The sequence below is a fragment of the Acinetobacter sp. MYb191 genome (assembly GCF_037572605.1).
In the GTDB taxonomy this organism is placed as follows: Bacteria; Pseudomonadota; Gammaproteobacteria; order Pseudomonadales; family Moraxellaceae; genus Acinetobacter; species Acinetobacter johnsonii.
Map to the genome: position 1 here is coordinate 351,169 of NZ_JBBGZP010000013.1, position 14,086 is coordinate 365,254.

Genomic DNA, 14,086 nt, shown 5'->3' on the forward strand with positions numbered 1-14,086 from the left:
ATCGCTTGAGTGGCATGCCAAAATCAGGATACACATCAACTCAATTAGTTTGCGCAAAAAGACTGGTTTGGGATGATGGTTATAATGAAGTTTATGCACCTTTTTTGGGTAGCTGACAACGCAAGAAGCCTTAGCTATGAAAGAAATATTAAAACATTTAGTTGAAACGACAACGCTTCCGGAAGATAGTTATCTAGATCAAGATGCAGAAATTCTTGAAATTTTTGTTGAAGAAATTGAAGAAATCTTCGTTGAGTTAGATCCATTATTTGAAAAGTGGTACGCTGAACCGACCCACCAAGAAACCTTGTTGAGCATACGTCGTCACTTCCATACCTTAAAAGGCTCTGGTCGTATGGTAGGGGCAAAGTCAGCAGGTGAAACAGCATGGGCAGTTGAAGACACCTTAAATCGTGTGATTTCAGGAGCTGTACCGCTCACAGCAACGGTTCAAAAATTTGCTAAGACAGTATTTAAACTGTATCAATTTAAACTGTATCCGACTTTTAAAGCGGTGCAGGAAATTGATCTTGATCTTCGTCCATTGGTTTTAATTGGACAACAATTACAACAAAATCAAAGTTTAGAACCTGCTCTAGAAGAGTTGCTACAACTGTCTAATCATCTAAATAGTAATGATGTCGTGACGGGACTAGAGCTGAGCGATATCGAAGTGGCTGAATCTGAGCCACAAGTTGCAGACGTTTCTGAGCAGGATGATCAAGTGCATGATGTCCTTGAAGAAACTTTAGCGATCTTCATTGAAGAAGCGGAAGACCATTTAGCGACTATCGATCAGTTCTTAAATGCAGATGAAACCAAAGTACAAGATTACAATGGTTTAATCCGGGCTTTACATACATTGCGCGGTAGTTCGTCTATGGCGCAAATTGAGCATGTCTTTAATGCCAGCTCAAAAGTTGAAAATCTATTTAAAACTTTGGTTCAAGAAGAGATCGTTTCTACTTCGAAGGAAATCTCTTTACTCACCCAATATGCTGAATTTGTACGTGACTATTTACATGTGCTTGGGCGTGGTACGAACGAACAGCTTGACGTGATTTATGCTACGTTCACTACGGCTTGGGATAACTATGGTTTCAGTATAGAAGACGTAGACGATGAACTGAACCCACAAGGTATGGTCTCGAAGCTGATCGAGTTAAATATTGATCTGCTGCTTGATGCCGAGTTTGAGTTTGATCAGCGTGCTAAGGTTGAATATCCTGAATATATTCAGCACTTAGGTGAACAAGCAAAACAATTGCTGGAATTTACCAATAACCGTGCTGCTCAAGGAATTCATGACTTTACTTCTGAGCTATATGCCGGTTATCAAGCCTTACTGGAAAAGCCAGAATTACTCAATGTAGACTATGCATATGAGTTATTTGGTCAGGCACATCAAGAATTTATCCATTTATTTGACACTTTAGCAGCTGGTCAGCGTGTCATTCTGACTGAAGATGTACATAAAGTTCTGAATGAATTAATGGCCTTCGTACAGCAAGATGTTGAATCGACTTCGACGACGGTAATTGAACCTGTTGCTGAGGCTATTGTTTCTGGAAATACTTTACAACCAAGCCTTGATCTTGCGCAGATTTCGCAGCAAATTGCATCGGATCATCAGTACAAGCAATCGAATACAGCCAATACCGATTTTGATGATGATTTGCTCGATATCTTCTTGGAAGAAGCCGAAGAATTATTGATGGGGATGGATCAGGATCTCAATACGTGGTCTAAAAATGGCAATGATACAGCAGCACTCAATAATTTAATGCGTTATTTGCACACCTTAAAAGGTGGTGCCAATATGATTTCTGCACCTTTTATTGGTTCGATTGCACACGAATTAGAGTCTATTTATGAGCGTGTGATTCGTCAGCAAATTGCCACAACGCCACAGTTGATCAGCATCATACGTTTAGTACAGGATGATGTCGCAGACCGAATTCAGGTCATTCGCACCGAGAAGGTTGATTATCCAGCAACAGCGACCATCAAGGTATTGCATAACATTCAGAGCCTAGTTGAGGGTACGGTCGTTACAACTACAGCATCTGAACCATTGGCTGAGACGTTCGTTGCAGCAATTGAAGAGGCTCAGCCTCCAGTTCAAGAACCTTTATCTAATGTAGATAGAATAATTGAAGTTGAAACAGCTGCTGTTGAGTCAGCAACTGCGACTGAAGCGTCGAGTGTAGTTGAAAACACTGATGTTACTGTTGTTGAACAGCTGGATACTCCGTCACTTGTCCAAGAAGAAGCAGTCAGCGCTGTTGAAGAAGCAGCCAGTCTTTTATCAATTGTTGAAGAAACCTTCTTGGAAGAAGCTGAAGAAATTTTAGCGACTACGGATGGCTTACTGAAACAGTGGACTGAACAACGTAGTGACCGTAGTGTGTTACTACAATTGCAACGTGCCGCGCACAGCTTAAAAGGCGGCGCGCGTATGGCGGAGAATGAGCCCGTTGGTGCGATTGCTTATGAGCTAGAAACCACATTTGAGCAATTTGCTGTACATAATTTCAGTTCAAACGTGTATGACCCATTATTGCAAACCGCATTTGAATGGTTAAAACAAGCCATCTTCAAACGTGATTTTAGTAATTATGATGGTCTGAAAAACAGCTTAGCATCTATTGATTATGTGGATGTGATTGCGCAATTACCGACGCGTGTAACTCAAATTGATTTACTTAATGCGGTACCAAGTTTTGAGTTTGTGCAGGGTGATGGTACTGAGCCGCCAGCAATGCTGGGTGAGTGGAAAGAAACGACTCATTTGGATGGTGGTAATGAGATGATTCGTATCTCAGCTGATTTGGTTGAGAAAATGATCGACCTATCAGGTGAAAATGCAATTAACCGTTCACGTATTGAGATGGACTTAGGTCAACTCGGCAATACGTTGAACGAGATGGAGCTTGCAATTAAGCGTTTGGCGGATCAGTTACGTCGAATGGAAGGCGAGCTTGAAAGTCAAATTATTGCGAAGCACGGGTCTGAAAACTCGCGCTACGCAGACTTTGACCCCTTGGAAATGGACCAATATTCATCGCTCAATCAATTGTCTAAGTCCTTAGCCGAATCGGCTTCGGATTTGGTCGATTTTAAGAGCACTTTGGCTGAGAAAATTCGTGATGCGGAAGGTTTGTTATTACAACAATCCCGTATTCAAGCGGAAATTCAAGAAAGCTTAATGCGGACACGTTTGGTACCGTTCTCACGTATGTTGCCGCGTTTGCAGCGTATTGTGCGTCAGACTGCATCAACCTTGAACCGTCCAACGGAATTGGTTGTCCACAATACCGAAGGTGAATTAGATCGTACGATTCTTGAACGTTTGGTTACACCGTTTGAGCATATGCTACGTAATGCAATCGACCACGGTATTGAAGATGCGGAACAACGTAGTGCTGCGAAAAAATCAGCGACAGGCCAAATTGAACTGAACATTAGTCGTCAAGGTACAGATGTTATCGTCAGCTTTAAAGATGATGGTAAGGGTATTGATGAAAGCACGATTAAAGCGAAAGCGCTAAATTTAGGTTTAATTAAAGCCGATCAAGTGCTAGACAAACAAGAAATCTTACAGTTTATTTTCCATCCGGGTTTTAGTACGGCCAAAGAAGTGACGCAGATTTCTGGACGTGGTGTTGGTCTTGATGTGGTACAAAGTGAAATTAAAGCACTGGGTGGACATGTCACGGTTGAATCGGAAATTGGATTCGGTACGACCTTCATTATTCGCGTACCGACTACGGTAGCGGTTAGTGATGCGTTGATGGTGAAAGCCGGTGATCAACAATATGCGATTCCATTGGCGCAGATTGATCGTATTGTGCGTATTGCTCCAACAGCACTGGATCACTATTTCCACAGCAAAGATGACCAATTCAAAATTGATGGTGTGAGTTATAAACTGCGCTATTTATCTGAGTTTTTATCCAATCAGCCGATTCCACGTTTGAGTAATATTGGACATTCATTGCCGGTGTTGTTGATTAAAGGCAACAGTGGACAAACCATTGCATTATTGGTCGATCAGCTGATTGGTTCACGTGCGCAAATTGTAGTGAAGCCAGTTGGACAACAGTTTGCCAGCATTGGTGCAATTGCGGGTGCAACGATCTTGGGTGATGGTCATGTATGCTTGATTTTAGATGGTCAGAACATTGCACGTCAGATTTTAAGTACCAAGCGTGTAACGCATGCAGCTGATCATCGTGACTTTGGTCGTCATCAGGATACGCGTCGTTTAGTGATGATTGTGGATGACTCGGTAACGGTTCGTAAGGTCACATCGCGCTTATTAGAGCGCCAAGGCTTTGATATTGTGACAGCAAAAGACGGTGTCGATGCGATGGAGCAGCTTGAGAGTGTTAAACCAGACTTGATGTTGCTGGATATTGAAATGCCACGTATGGATGGTTTCGAAGTAACGAACTTGGTTCGTCACCACGAAATTCACCAGAACTTGCCGATTATTATGATTACATCGCGTACGGGTGAAAAACACCGTGAACGTGCTTTCAGCTTGGGTGTGACACACTACATGGGCAAACCGTTCCAAGAGGCAGAATTACTTGCCAACATTCAGCAGTTATTGGCTGAAAAGCAGGGGTAAATAAATGAATGCAAATGTTTCAAAGAGCATGAATGAGCAAATCAGTCAGCAAGAATTGCAATACCTGATTACGGTATCAACAGGTTTTATTGATGCTTATATCATTGAATGTCATGGTAAAACCCCCATGCTCTTGCCACAAAATATTGTACTTTCAGCGCTCGACAGTGATACGCAAGTGAAAACGGTGGAATGGCATGATCTTCATCTGCCTGTTTATGCCATCAACCGTCCAGACCAAACTGATGGCGTTGCGCTAGTGATTGAGGGGGATGATGCTTCTCAGCGCTTTGCTTTGATGTGTAATGAAATGCCGAAGTCAATTCGTTTGCGTATTTCTGAAATTGTTGATGATGAAAGCCCTGTGAATGATCCCACCATTTTCCAGCTGGTGCGTATGGGGGATGAGACTTACCACATACCGAATTTAAATAAAATTCAGGCGAGTTTAGGGCTTTAAGCTTAAGTTTGAATGCAATAAAAAAGGAACTCAATAGAGTTCCTTTTTTATGTGGGTTTGTACGCTTATGCCAAAAGGCCTTCTAAAATTTGTTCATAAATTTCAGCAAGCGGTTCCAGATCAGCGACATTTACATGCTCATCAATTTGATGGATGCTGGCATTGAGAACACCAAGTTCAAGTACTTGAGCTCCTGTAGGTGCAATAAAGCGACCATCTGATGTCCCGCCTGAGGTTGAAAGCTCAGTTTCTACACCAGTCACATTGCGAATGGCATTTTTAGCCGCATTCACCAACTCACCGACTGGAGTCAGGAATGGTAAGCCTGAGTGCGTCCATTTAATGTCGTAGACTAAACCATGACGATCCAAAATTTCTAAAACACGTGCTTTTAATTCTTCAGCGGTCAATTCAGTTGAATAACGGAAATTGAAAGTTACGGTCATGGTGCCTGGGACGACATTGGTTGCCCCTGTACCTGCTTGAATATTTGACACTTGGAACGAGGTTGCAGGGAAGTATTCGTTGCCCTGATCCCAAACTGTATCACAAAGTTCAGCAACAGCTTTAGAGGCCATGTGAATTGGGTTAATGGCCAAATGTGGATAAGCCACGTGACCTTGTTTTCCTTTGACTGTCAGTACTGCATTGAGTGAACCACGACGACCATTTTTAACAATATCACCCAGTTGATCTGTACTTGAAGGTTCACCCACCAAACACCACTTCATTTTTTCATTACGGGCTTCGAGTGTTTCGATCACTTTGACCGTGCCATTGATTGATGGACCTTCTTCATCTGAGGTGATGAGGAAGGCGATTGAGCCTTTATGATTCGGATGTTTTGCAACAAAGCGTTCAGAGGCAACCACCATCGCGGCTAAGGCTGTTTTCATGTCTGCGCTACCGCGACCATAAAGCTTGCCATCACGAATTTCAGGGGCAAATGGGTCTGAGTTCCATGCGTCTAAATTACCTGTAGGGACGACATCGGTATGACCCGCAAAACAGAATACAGGTGCTTCAGTACCTTTTCGTGCCCATAGATTATCAACATCATCAAAGCGCATAGATTCAATGTTGAAACCAATTTTTTCTAAGCGTTCAGCCATAATATTTTGACAGTTGTGGTCCACAGGTGTAACCGATGGCTGACGTAAAAGTTGGAGGCTTAGATCGAGAGTAGCAGAAGAGGTCATGCGCATTTCAAAGTCAATAAAACAGTCGGCACTATAATAGGCGATTAATCTCTGGAATGCGAAACTTAGCAATAAAAAAACCTTATCAATGGATAAGGTTTTGATGCAAATATTAACTACTTGCGGATTTCATCTTGGGTTTTTTCAGCGGTATTTGATACAGCATTACCTGCTGAAGAGACATCTTCACCAATACCTTTGACGGTATTACAGCCGGCTAAAACAAAAAGCATAACTAATGAACTAGCAATAATTTTCTTCATTTCATTCTCCAAAATTTTGGTATTGTCATCAAATGATTTTGTTCTGATGTTTTTAAAGGTTAAAAAATAAACACTTTAAACAATAGCATCGTTTTACAGGAGATGAGTAAGCGTATGTTGCGTTATGTATTTTTGTATAAAGTAACTTCTGCAAAATCAAGTTAAAATCAGATTTGGATTTCGGTACATATAAAACTGATTGTTTTGATTTTGTAAGTACAGTCCATTTGTCCACCAATGTGCATTTTGGCTGCTGATTTCTGCATTTGGACAAATCCACTCTTGACGCTGTAGGCGATAGTAATTCAAGTCGGCCTTTGGAATGATGTTACCCCAAGTGCCCAGTCGACGGTCTGGATTGAGCCAATCGGGAAGGGAGTATTGATTTAAAGCATCAACTGCCGTGAAACCATTTCTTAGAGGGAGAAAGAGTTGCCCCTTTAAAACGGCAAAGCGCGTTTGAATGTCTGTGTCTAAAGCTTGCTGGAATTGAAACTGTTTATGGGTAAAGTGTTTTAGTTTTCGGTTTAAAGTATCAGTACGATTCAACCCATACCATGTGGTTAAGCTTAGATCTGTTTCACCTAAATAATATTTCAACGCGACTTCCCAATGCTCGACTTGATTGGTTTCGGTATTTTTAATTAAAAAGTCCAGTTCACCCGTAGTACGTGCACCATCAATGATTTGGATACTATGACCCAATAATTCATAAGCATGATAGTGATGATCCAGTAACCAAAACCACATGAACATTTCAAAGCGCAGACCCAGACGGGTACTTTTCAGTTGAGCCATAAAGTCTTCAAGTTCTTTAGGGCCTTGATCGAGCTGTTTAAGGCGAGGTAAATAGGTGTAAAAGTGCTGTTGCCAGATCTGTGAGGGATGAAAATGAAAAGCATGTTGTATATCGAGCTCTAACGGCAACGCAGACAAAATGTTTGGACTTGCTACAGCAAAAGCTAACTGGCGAACCAATGGATGTCTGAGTTGGAGCCAAGGTTCGAACAACTGATGCTGTGAAATGAGATGCATGTGAGTGCCTTAAAAAAGAAGCTAAATATGCAGAAGGACAACGGATAAAATTAAAAAACACTTTATACTACCGCAATTCGGTGTTCAGGAAAGTGGTATGAAAACGTTGTTTTGGCGTTGTTTAGTGGTGATCTTTGTCATCCTAGGCTTTATCGGTGCACTGTTGCCGGGTATGCCAACCACTGTTTTTCTGATCTTGGCCGCTTGGGCTGCATCTAAAGGTTGGCCACAAATGGATGCTTGGTTACTCAACCATCCTAAATATGGCGCAACGTTAAGAGCATGGCGTGCCAATGGAACTGTACCACGTAAAGCGAAATGGTTTGCCAGTATCATGATGTTGATCAGTGGACTGATCATGCTACTGACCAATGCACCATTTTTAGTGAAATTATTTACCAATACCACCATGTTGCTTGTCGCAATATGGTTATGGTTACGCCCAGAACCAAATACTGTAATAGATAAAAAACAAATAGAGGACAACTGATGTCTTATGTAATTGCTGATGCAGACGTCTTGATTGATCTGGCTGAACAGACTTTAACGCTGCCTAAAAAGAATAAATTTTATCTGATTTCGTCGGGGAAAAATGGCATTGGCGAAACTGAAAATAGTGGTAAAACGCCGCGAGGTTGGCATCTGGTTGCTGAGAAGCATGGTGCTGAGCAACCGCAAAATGCCGTTTTTATTGCTCGAAAGCCGACAGGTGAAGTATATGACACCGATTTAGCCAAGCAGTTTCCTGAGCGGGACTGGATTTTGTCTCGGATTTTATGGCTGAGTGGTTTAGAAGAGGGCTTTAATTGCGGGGAAGGCTGCGATACCTATCAACGTTATATCTATATTCATGGAACACCTGATAGCGAACCAATGGGGATGCCGATGTCGCATGGCTGTATTCGTATGCGTAATACGGATGTCATAGAGTTATTTGAACTAATTGATTGCAATGCACTGGTTTATATTTCCGAACATAAACTTGAACTCTAAAAATAGCTGTTAAAAAATATGCAAGCTTATTTTATTGAGTATTCAACGCTGTAATTTAAAATATGAATATTGAGTAGAAGAAGGGATTAATCATAGAAAATGTGTATTTTGAGGAAAAGAAATTTAGCGAATAATCATTTTAATTTTCGCAAATATGTTAAATAACATACAGAAAATACTTGTTTTTATACCATTTAACCTATTTTTTAATCACTCGATTGCAAAAAAGTGAAAACAAGCCGAAAAGCGTTTGACAGCCTGTAAAGATTCTCTATAATGCACCTCACAAACGATAAAGACGTTAAGGGCGCTTAGCTCAGTTGGTAGAGCGTCTGCCTTACAAGCAGAATGTCGGCGGTTCGATCCCGTCAGCGCCCACCAAGCCTTTACGTTAAAGATCTTACGTGCAGCGGTAGTTCAGTTGGTTAGAATACCGGCCTGTCACGCCGGGGGTCGCGGGTTCGAGCCCCGTCCGCTGCGCCACTTAAGATTTTTAATATTGTTTGTACCACATTAGTGACTTTGTGTAAGTGCAGCGGTAGTTCAGTTGGTTAGAATACCGGCCTGTCACGCCGGGGGTCGCGGGTTCGAGCCCCGTCCGCTGCGCCATTTATACTTAAGTTTAAAACTAAGACTGACAATCTTAATCAGGGCGCTTAGCTCAGTTGGTAGAGCGTCTGCCTTACAAGCAGAATGTCGGCGGTTCGATCCCGTCAGCGCCCACCATATTTTACAACGCAGCGGTAGTTCAGTTGGTTAGAATACCGGCCTGTCACGCCGGGGGTCGCGGGTTCGAGCCCCGTCCGCTGCGCCATTTAAAATATAAATTTAAGTCCCTGAGCTTAAATTTGAACACTAAGACTGACAATCTTAAATCAGGGCGCTTAGCTCAGTTGGTAGAGCGTCTGCCTTACAAGCAGAATGTCGGCGGTTCGATCCCGTCAGCGCCCACCATATTCAAGCTGTAAAGCTTAATGACCCTAATTGCATTCGCAATTACCGTTGCAGCGGTAGTTCAGTTGGTTAGAATACCGGCCTGTCACGCCGGGGGTCGCGGGTTCGAGCCCCGTCCGCTGCGCCATTTTCTAGATCCCTTGTGCTAGTAAATGGAATCAAGTAAGATTTCTTTCTTGCATCATAAAAATAGCGACGCTATTTTTATTTCTCAAGGGCGCTTAGCTCAGTTGGTAGAGCGTCTGCCTTACAAGCAGAATGTCGGCGGTTCGATCCCGTCAGCGCCCACCATATTCCCTTATCGTAAAAACCTTGCTTATCTCAAGCTGTTTTCATACACTTCTGTGCAATAATAATTTTAAAATATGACAGATTTATGAGAAACCCATATCAACGCAAAGCTGCGTCTAAAAACCAAAATACTGCTTACGATCCTCTTGAAATCTATCGTCTTTTTATCGAAACTATCGTGCATCAAGGTCATGTTATTGCCTTATATCAAGATGGTTGGGCTTTATGTGCTACGCCGACTGGACAACGTTCTTTTGCAATGTGGCAGAGTAAAGGTTTAGCACAACTTTTAGTGAAAGATAATTGGGCGGGCTACGAAATCCAGAGTATTGGTCTTAGCGATTTAGTCGAAAAAGTGATTCCATTCTTACGTTCAGAAAAAACCACGGTCTCGATGAATTTAAGCCCAGAAGGGCAGAATGTCTTGGTTGCACCAGAAAAATTATTATTAGATATCAAAAACTATTTATACCAATTTTCAATGCAGAAACCTGAATTATTTAAACAATTACAATTACCATCGCCACGGACAATTCGCCTCCATTAATTCAAGATGATCCCATTTTAGTATTCGTTGAGTAATAAACCACTCCAATACGCAAAATATTCACGTAACCATGCATTATAGCGAGTGGCAAGAGGTGTCTGAGCGCTGATCATGATGGGCATTTGATAACCTTGACGTATGGCTATAGCACGGCTACGGGGGATATGCAAATCGCTGGTCACAATAGCAATCGGTTGCTGGAGAGAAATATGCTGCTTGGCTAAAATCTTTTTACTATTGATCAGATTTAACTCAGTACTGGTGCTTTGATCTTCGGTGTAAATACGCTGTGCTGGGATATGGTGTAAATCAATCAGATATTGTCGCATTGCTTCAGCTTCACTATTTTTTTGCTGAAAGGAGAGGCCGCCACTGACGACCATAATACTGTTGGGATGTAGCTTGGCATAGCTTGCCGCTTGATCTAAACGGCTGGCCAATGTTGGACTCGGTTTGCCATGCTTCAGACCACTGCCAAGAACTACAATAGCGGGTGCAGCGACATGAGGGGTATTTTGTTGATTTGAAAACCCTAAAAAGACGAAGAAAATGACTAAGCTAAAAACCCAAACAAAGAAAATCGCCCAAGCCCAACGCCATATTGATTGTCTGATTGTATTGGTTTGAATATAGGCGATAAGCTTAGGATAAGCCAGTGCATAAATGATTAGACCTAGTCCAATCAATAAGGGCAAGAGGGTGCCAAAATTAAAGCGTAGTTGTAAAACAAAATACAAACCGTCTGCGAACAGTAATGACCCGATAATAAAACTAATGACTCTTTTTGATTTTTGCATATAGGCTTGTGGGTTATCGTTTGCATGGATTCTAGCAAATTTACGCATGAAAAAACCGAGCACTGTGGCTCGGTTTTTTACTCGGGCTTAGTGTTTAGTAAACATCACGACGGTAACGACCTTCTTGACGCAATTGATCTAATTTTTCTTCGCCTAAGATTTCAATTAGGGCAGCATCGACATCGCTCGCCATACCATTAATGCTACCGCAGACATAAATTACGGCACCATTTTAACCCATGTTTTAAGCTCAGTGGCTTGTTCACGTAGTTTATGGTGTACATAGACTTTCTCTGCTTGATCTCGCGAGAAGGCTAAATCTAAGCGTTGTAGCATGCCTGTGGTTTGCCACGCTTCAATCGTACTTTGATAGAAGAAATCATGTTCACGTTGACGCTCACCAAAGATCAACCAGTTTTGCGTATAGTCTAGGCGGGTACGTGCATGGAGTAGACTCATTAAACCAGCGATGCCTGTGCCGTTACCAATACAAATGATAGGACGGTTGTCATTGATCAAGTGGAATGATTCATTGGTACGAATACGTAGTGCGATAGGTTGTTGAAGCTCGGCATGTTGGGTTAACCAACCAGAACCTAAGCCCAGTTCACCTGCTGAATCTTGCTGTTGGCGCACGACCAAACGTAACACTTGTTGAGTTGGTACACTTGCAATCGAGTATTCACGTGTAGGTAAAGGGCTCAACTGTTCCAGTAAATGTTCCAAATTGGCAAAAGGTTCAATCTCTGTGTTGAGGTTCTTATCCCAAAGCGCTTGCTCAATTGAAATGGCTAAAGACTCAACGATGCTCTGTGCTGCAATATGATGCTTTTGCATAAAGGCTTGGATACGTGCGGAGCTGTTACCTGGCTGAACCTCAGCAATGTCACCCGCTTGCCATGTTGCATCGAAGTTGGTTTTTAGCTCAATATTATAAGCATGTGCTCCGACACTGTTTGGATTGAGTACTTCACGTTGTGCCAAAGTCCATTGATCAAAGGTTTTGTCAATATTCATGGCTTGAAGCTCAAGTTTGGTTGCAGAGGCAAGAGCATTGTTCCAACGTTGAATATCATTGCTATCTGCGTTGTTGACTTCAATGGTTGCAAACAAAGCATGCGCTCCATTGGCTTTTAACCAACGGTCAATACGATGTCCAAAACTACAATAGGAATCAGGATATTCTTGAGAGCCTAAAGCCAACACGGCATAGTGAAGGTGTGACAAATCCAAAGTTGTATTTAAAAATTTCTTTTCAAAACTACTAGCTAAGTCAGGTGCTTCACCTGTGCCATAAGTACTTGCAACAAAAAGCACTTGTTCAGCAGTTTTTAAGTCATCTTGCGTTAAGTGTTGGACAGCTTTAACACTTACAGGTTGTCTTGCTTCTTGTAAGCTGGTTGCAGTACGCCAAGCGATTTGTTCAGAAACACCCGTTTGTGTTGCATAAGCAATGAGCCATGGTTTCGTATTTGGATCAACTGGAACATTCAAAGCTCCACCACGGGCTTGCTGAGTGAGTTTCTTCTGCTTACGGCGTTTTAGATACAGCATCCAACCGGTTACAAAGAACAGTGGCATCATCAGTGATGCAAACATGGCAAAGAATTGATAAATTGGGCCAAAGAAGCTACCACGGTGCACAGGAAGCATACTGCTCATGATTTTTTCATTCAGCTTCTTCTGCTCATACAACTCCATTTTTTCAATTTGCGAAGTTTGATAATTGAAGACCGCTGAATTTCGCGCTCGCTCATGTTGTGGAATTGCATCTACAAATGAAAGCTCAAGTGTACCATCGGGCTTTTTCGGAATATTTAGGGTCAGGGTTGAATAGTCTCGACCAACTTGTGCGTTAAATCCTGTCCATGTTTGGGTTAAAGCAATTTGTACTTGTTCTGGAGATAAGCCTTTACGCTCACCATGTTGTTCGCCTTGGCCACGTTCGCCACGTGCAGTGTGCTCACCTTGTGGGCCGCCACGACCTTGCTCACGTGATTCTCCACCACGAGCACCAGCCTGTTCGCCACGTGGGCCTTGAGCTGTACCAGCATTTGGACGGGGTCCTTCTTGCATTTGGGCTTGTGGGCGCTCAACACCAAGAACTTTAAACATGCCATCACGCCACCAATCATAAGACCAGTACAGTCCTGTACAGGCCAAGATCAGATAAAAAATCACCACCCAAGTACCAACAACAGCATGCAAATCCCAAATGAAGTTGCGTCCTTTCAATTTAGGTTTAATAAAAAACCATTGTTTGATGGAATGACGTTTGGGCCAACGTAAGTACAGACCACTCAACACAAAGAAAATAAGCATGAGGGTACAAGCGCCAGTAATTTGTTTACCGACAGGACCGACAGTTAAATTACGGTGTAACTGTTGAATAAAGTTAAAAAACTCACGGCCTTTAACTTCGGGTAAGACTTCAGCAGTATACGGGTTCACCATCATGTTATAACCACGACGTGCGCCTTCTTTCTCGATATTGACCGTACTTGAAGTGCTTGGCTCTTGAGCAATCGTAATACTATTGATTTTGATGGCAGGATCTTGTTTTTGGAAATGTAGATACAGCTCAGCAGGGGTTAATTTATTGTTTTGTATTGCATGAACGGTATAGCTGTCTGGGTTCATCCATTTTAAGATTTGTTGTTCATAAGAATAGATAGCCCCTGTGACGCCCATAAGCGACAGGATAAGACCCGCAGTGATTCCCAAAAACCAATGCACTTGGAAAAATGTTTTTTTAAACATGGCGATACTTAATGGTGAGCGATTTGTTGTGCGGAAATTATACCTGAAGATTGAGAAGATAATATGGATTTAGAAATTAATATTTATTCTCATTATCATTTATATTTAATAGTCGAAGATATAAAAAACCTCCAAAAGTTGGAGGTTTTTT

The 14,086-nt window shown here is 42.1% G+C and carries 10 protein-coding genes and 8 tRNA genes; 13 read left to right on the forward strand and 5 right to left on the reverse strand.

Annotated elements, in window-relative coordinates; translation table 11 throughout:
- Nucleotides 1-136: 136 nt before the first annotated feature.
- Entirely contained in the window at nt 137-4,636 is a 4,500-nt protein-coding gene (locus tag WH214_RS08580; protein ID WP_339421449.1) for a hybrid sensor histidine kinase/response regulator, read from the forward strand.
- A 4-nt stretch (nt 4,637-4,640) separates the two neighbouring features.
- Nucleotides 4,641-5,096, forward strand: coding sequence for a hypothetical protein (locus WH214_RS08585; protein WP_339421447.1), 456 nt, complete (start codon nt 4,641-4,643; stop codon nt 5,094-5,096).
- Nucleotides 5,097-5,161: 65 nt separating this feature from the next.
- Here the strand turns inward: WH214_RS08585 and dapE are convergent, their stop codons facing one another.
- The 3 genes from dapE to WH214_RS08600 form a co-directional block, all read right to left on the reverse strand.
- Nucleotides 5,162-6,295, reverse strand: a complete 1,134-nt coding sequence (gene dapE, locus WH214_RS08590; RefSeq protein WP_339421445.1) for a succinyl-diaminopimelate desuccinylase — start codon at nt 6,293-6,295, stop codon at nt 5,162-5,164.
- A 116-nt stretch (nt 6,296-6,411) separates the two neighbouring features.
- Nucleotides 6,412-6,558 (reverse strand): entericidin A/B family lipoprotein, encoded by a 147-nt coding sequence (locus tag WH214_RS08595; RefSeq protein ID WP_126035781.1) that lies wholly within the window; start codon nt 6,556-6,558, stop codon nt 6,412-6,414.
- Between the two features lie 156 nt (nt 6,559-6,714).
- On the reverse strand, nt 6,715-7,593 hold the full coding sequence (locus tag WH214_RS08600) for a DUF1853 family protein (RefSeq protein WP_339421439.1): 879 nt from the start codon (nt 7,591-7,593) through the stop codon (nt 6,715-6,717).
- A gap of 97 nt (nt 7,594-7,690) precedes the next feature.
- Here WH214_RS08600 and WH214_RS08605 point away from each other — a divergent pair, with 97 nt between their 5' ends.
- From WH214_RS08605 to WH214_RS08655, 11 genes are all read left to right on the forward strand, one after another.
- Complete coding sequence (locus WH214_RS08605; RefSeq protein ID WP_148826485.1) at nt 7,691-8,083, forward strand: YbaN family protein; 393 nt, start codon at nt 7,691-7,693, stop codon at nt 8,081-8,083.
- A complete protein-coding gene (gene elsL / locus WH214_RS08610; RefSeq protein WP_339421436.1) occupies nt 8,083-8,586 on the forward strand; it encodes a cell wall-recycling L,D-carboxypeptidase ElsL in 504 nt (167 codons plus the stop codon). Before WH214_RS08605 ends, elsL begins: the two co-directional genes overlap by 1 nt.
- A 305-nt stretch (nt 8,587-8,891) precedes the next feature.
- A tRNA-Val gene (locus WH214_RS08615) sits at nt 8,892-8,967 on the forward strand.
- 25 nt (nt 8,968-8,992) lie between these two features.
- Nucleotides 8,993-9,069 (forward strand) — tRNA-Asp (locus WH214_RS08620).
- Between the two features lie 49 nt (nt 9,070-9,118).
- Nucleotides 9,119-9,195: transfer RNA gene (locus WH214_RS08625), tRNA-Asp, on the forward strand.
- A gap of 41 nt (nt 9,196-9,236) precedes the next feature.
- Nucleotides 9,237-9,312, forward strand: a tRNA-Val gene (locus WH214_RS08630).
- An 11-nt stretch (nt 9,313-9,323) separates the two neighbouring features.
- A tRNA-Asp gene (locus WH214_RS08635) sits at nt 9,324-9,400 on the forward strand.
- Between the two features lie 64 nt (nt 9,401-9,464).
- A tRNA-Val gene (locus tag WH214_RS08640) sits at nt 9,465-9,540 on the forward strand.
- 50 nt (nt 9,541-9,590) lie between these two features.
- Nucleotides 9,591-9,667: transfer RNA gene (locus tag WH214_RS08645), tRNA-Asp, on the forward strand.
- An 88-nt stretch (nt 9,668-9,755) separates the two neighbouring features.
- A tRNA-Val gene (locus tag WH214_RS08650) sits at nt 9,756-9,831 on the forward strand.
- Between the two features lie 85 nt (nt 9,832-9,916).
- On the forward strand, nt 9,917-10,378 hold the full coding sequence (locus WH214_RS08655; RefSeq protein ID WP_004694470.1) for a DUF2750 domain-containing protein: 462 nt from the start codon (nt 9,917-9,919) through the stop codon (nt 10,376-10,378).
- 17 nt (nt 10,379-10,395) lie between these two features.
- On the opposite strand, the gene WH214_RS08660 is transcribed toward WH214_RS08655, so the two are convergent.
- Nucleotides 10,396-11,175 (reverse strand): YdcF family protein, encoded by a 780-nt coding sequence (locus WH214_RS08660; protein WP_339422939.1) that lies wholly within the window; start codon nt 11,173-11,175, stop codon nt 10,396-10,398.
- A 219-nt stretch (nt 11,176-11,394) separates the two neighbouring features.
- Entirely contained in the window at nt 11,395-13,935 is a 2,541-nt protein-coding gene (locus WH214_RS08665) for a PepSY domain-containing protein (RefSeq protein WP_445206360.1), read from the reverse strand.
- Nucleotides 13,936-14,086 lie beyond the last annotated feature (151 nt).

What these genes read in the sequence shown, in the direction of transcription:
- WH214_RS08580 (WP_339421449.1), top strand. Translation starts at nt 137, where the DNA reads ATGAAAGAAATATTAAAACATTTAGTTGAAACGACAACGCTTCCGGAA.
- WH214_RS08585 (WP_339421447.1), top strand. Translation starts at nt 4,641, where the DNA reads ATGAATGCAAATGTTTCAAAGAGCATGAATGAGCAAATCAGTCAGCAA.
- dapE (WP_339421445.1), bottom strand. Translation starts at nt 6,295, where the DNA reads ATGACCTCTTCTGCTACTCTCGATCTAAGCCTCCAACTTTTACGTCAG.
- WH214_RS08595 (WP_126035781.1), bottom strand. Translation starts at nt 6,558, where the DNA reads ATGAAGAAAATTATTGCTAGTTCATTAGTTATGCTTTTTGTTTTAGCC.
- WH214_RS08600 (WP_339421439.1), bottom strand. Translation starts at nt 7,593, where the DNA reads ATGCATCTCATTTCACAGCATCAGTTGTTCGAACCTTGGCTCCAACTC.
- WH214_RS08605 (WP_148826485.1), top strand. Translation starts at nt 7,691, where the DNA reads ATGAAAACGTTGTTTTGGCGTTGTTTAGTGGTGATCTTTGTCATCCTA.
- elsL (WP_339421436.1), top strand. Translation starts at nt 8,083, where the DNA reads ATGTCTTATGTAATTGCTGATGCAGACGTCTTGATTGATCTGGCTGAA.
- WH214_RS08655 (WP_004694470.1), top strand. Translation starts at nt 9,917, where the DNA reads ATGAGAAACCCATATCAACGCAAAGCTGCGTCTAAAAACCAAAATACT.
- WH214_RS08660 (WP_339422939.1), bottom strand. Translation starts at nt 11,175, where the DNA reads ATGCAAAAATCAAAAAGAGTCATTAGTTTTATTATCGGGTCATTACTG.
- WH214_RS08665 (WP_445206360.1), bottom strand. Translation starts at nt 13,935, where the DNA reads ATGTTTAAAAAAACATTTTTCCAAGTGCATTGGTTTTTGGGAATCACT.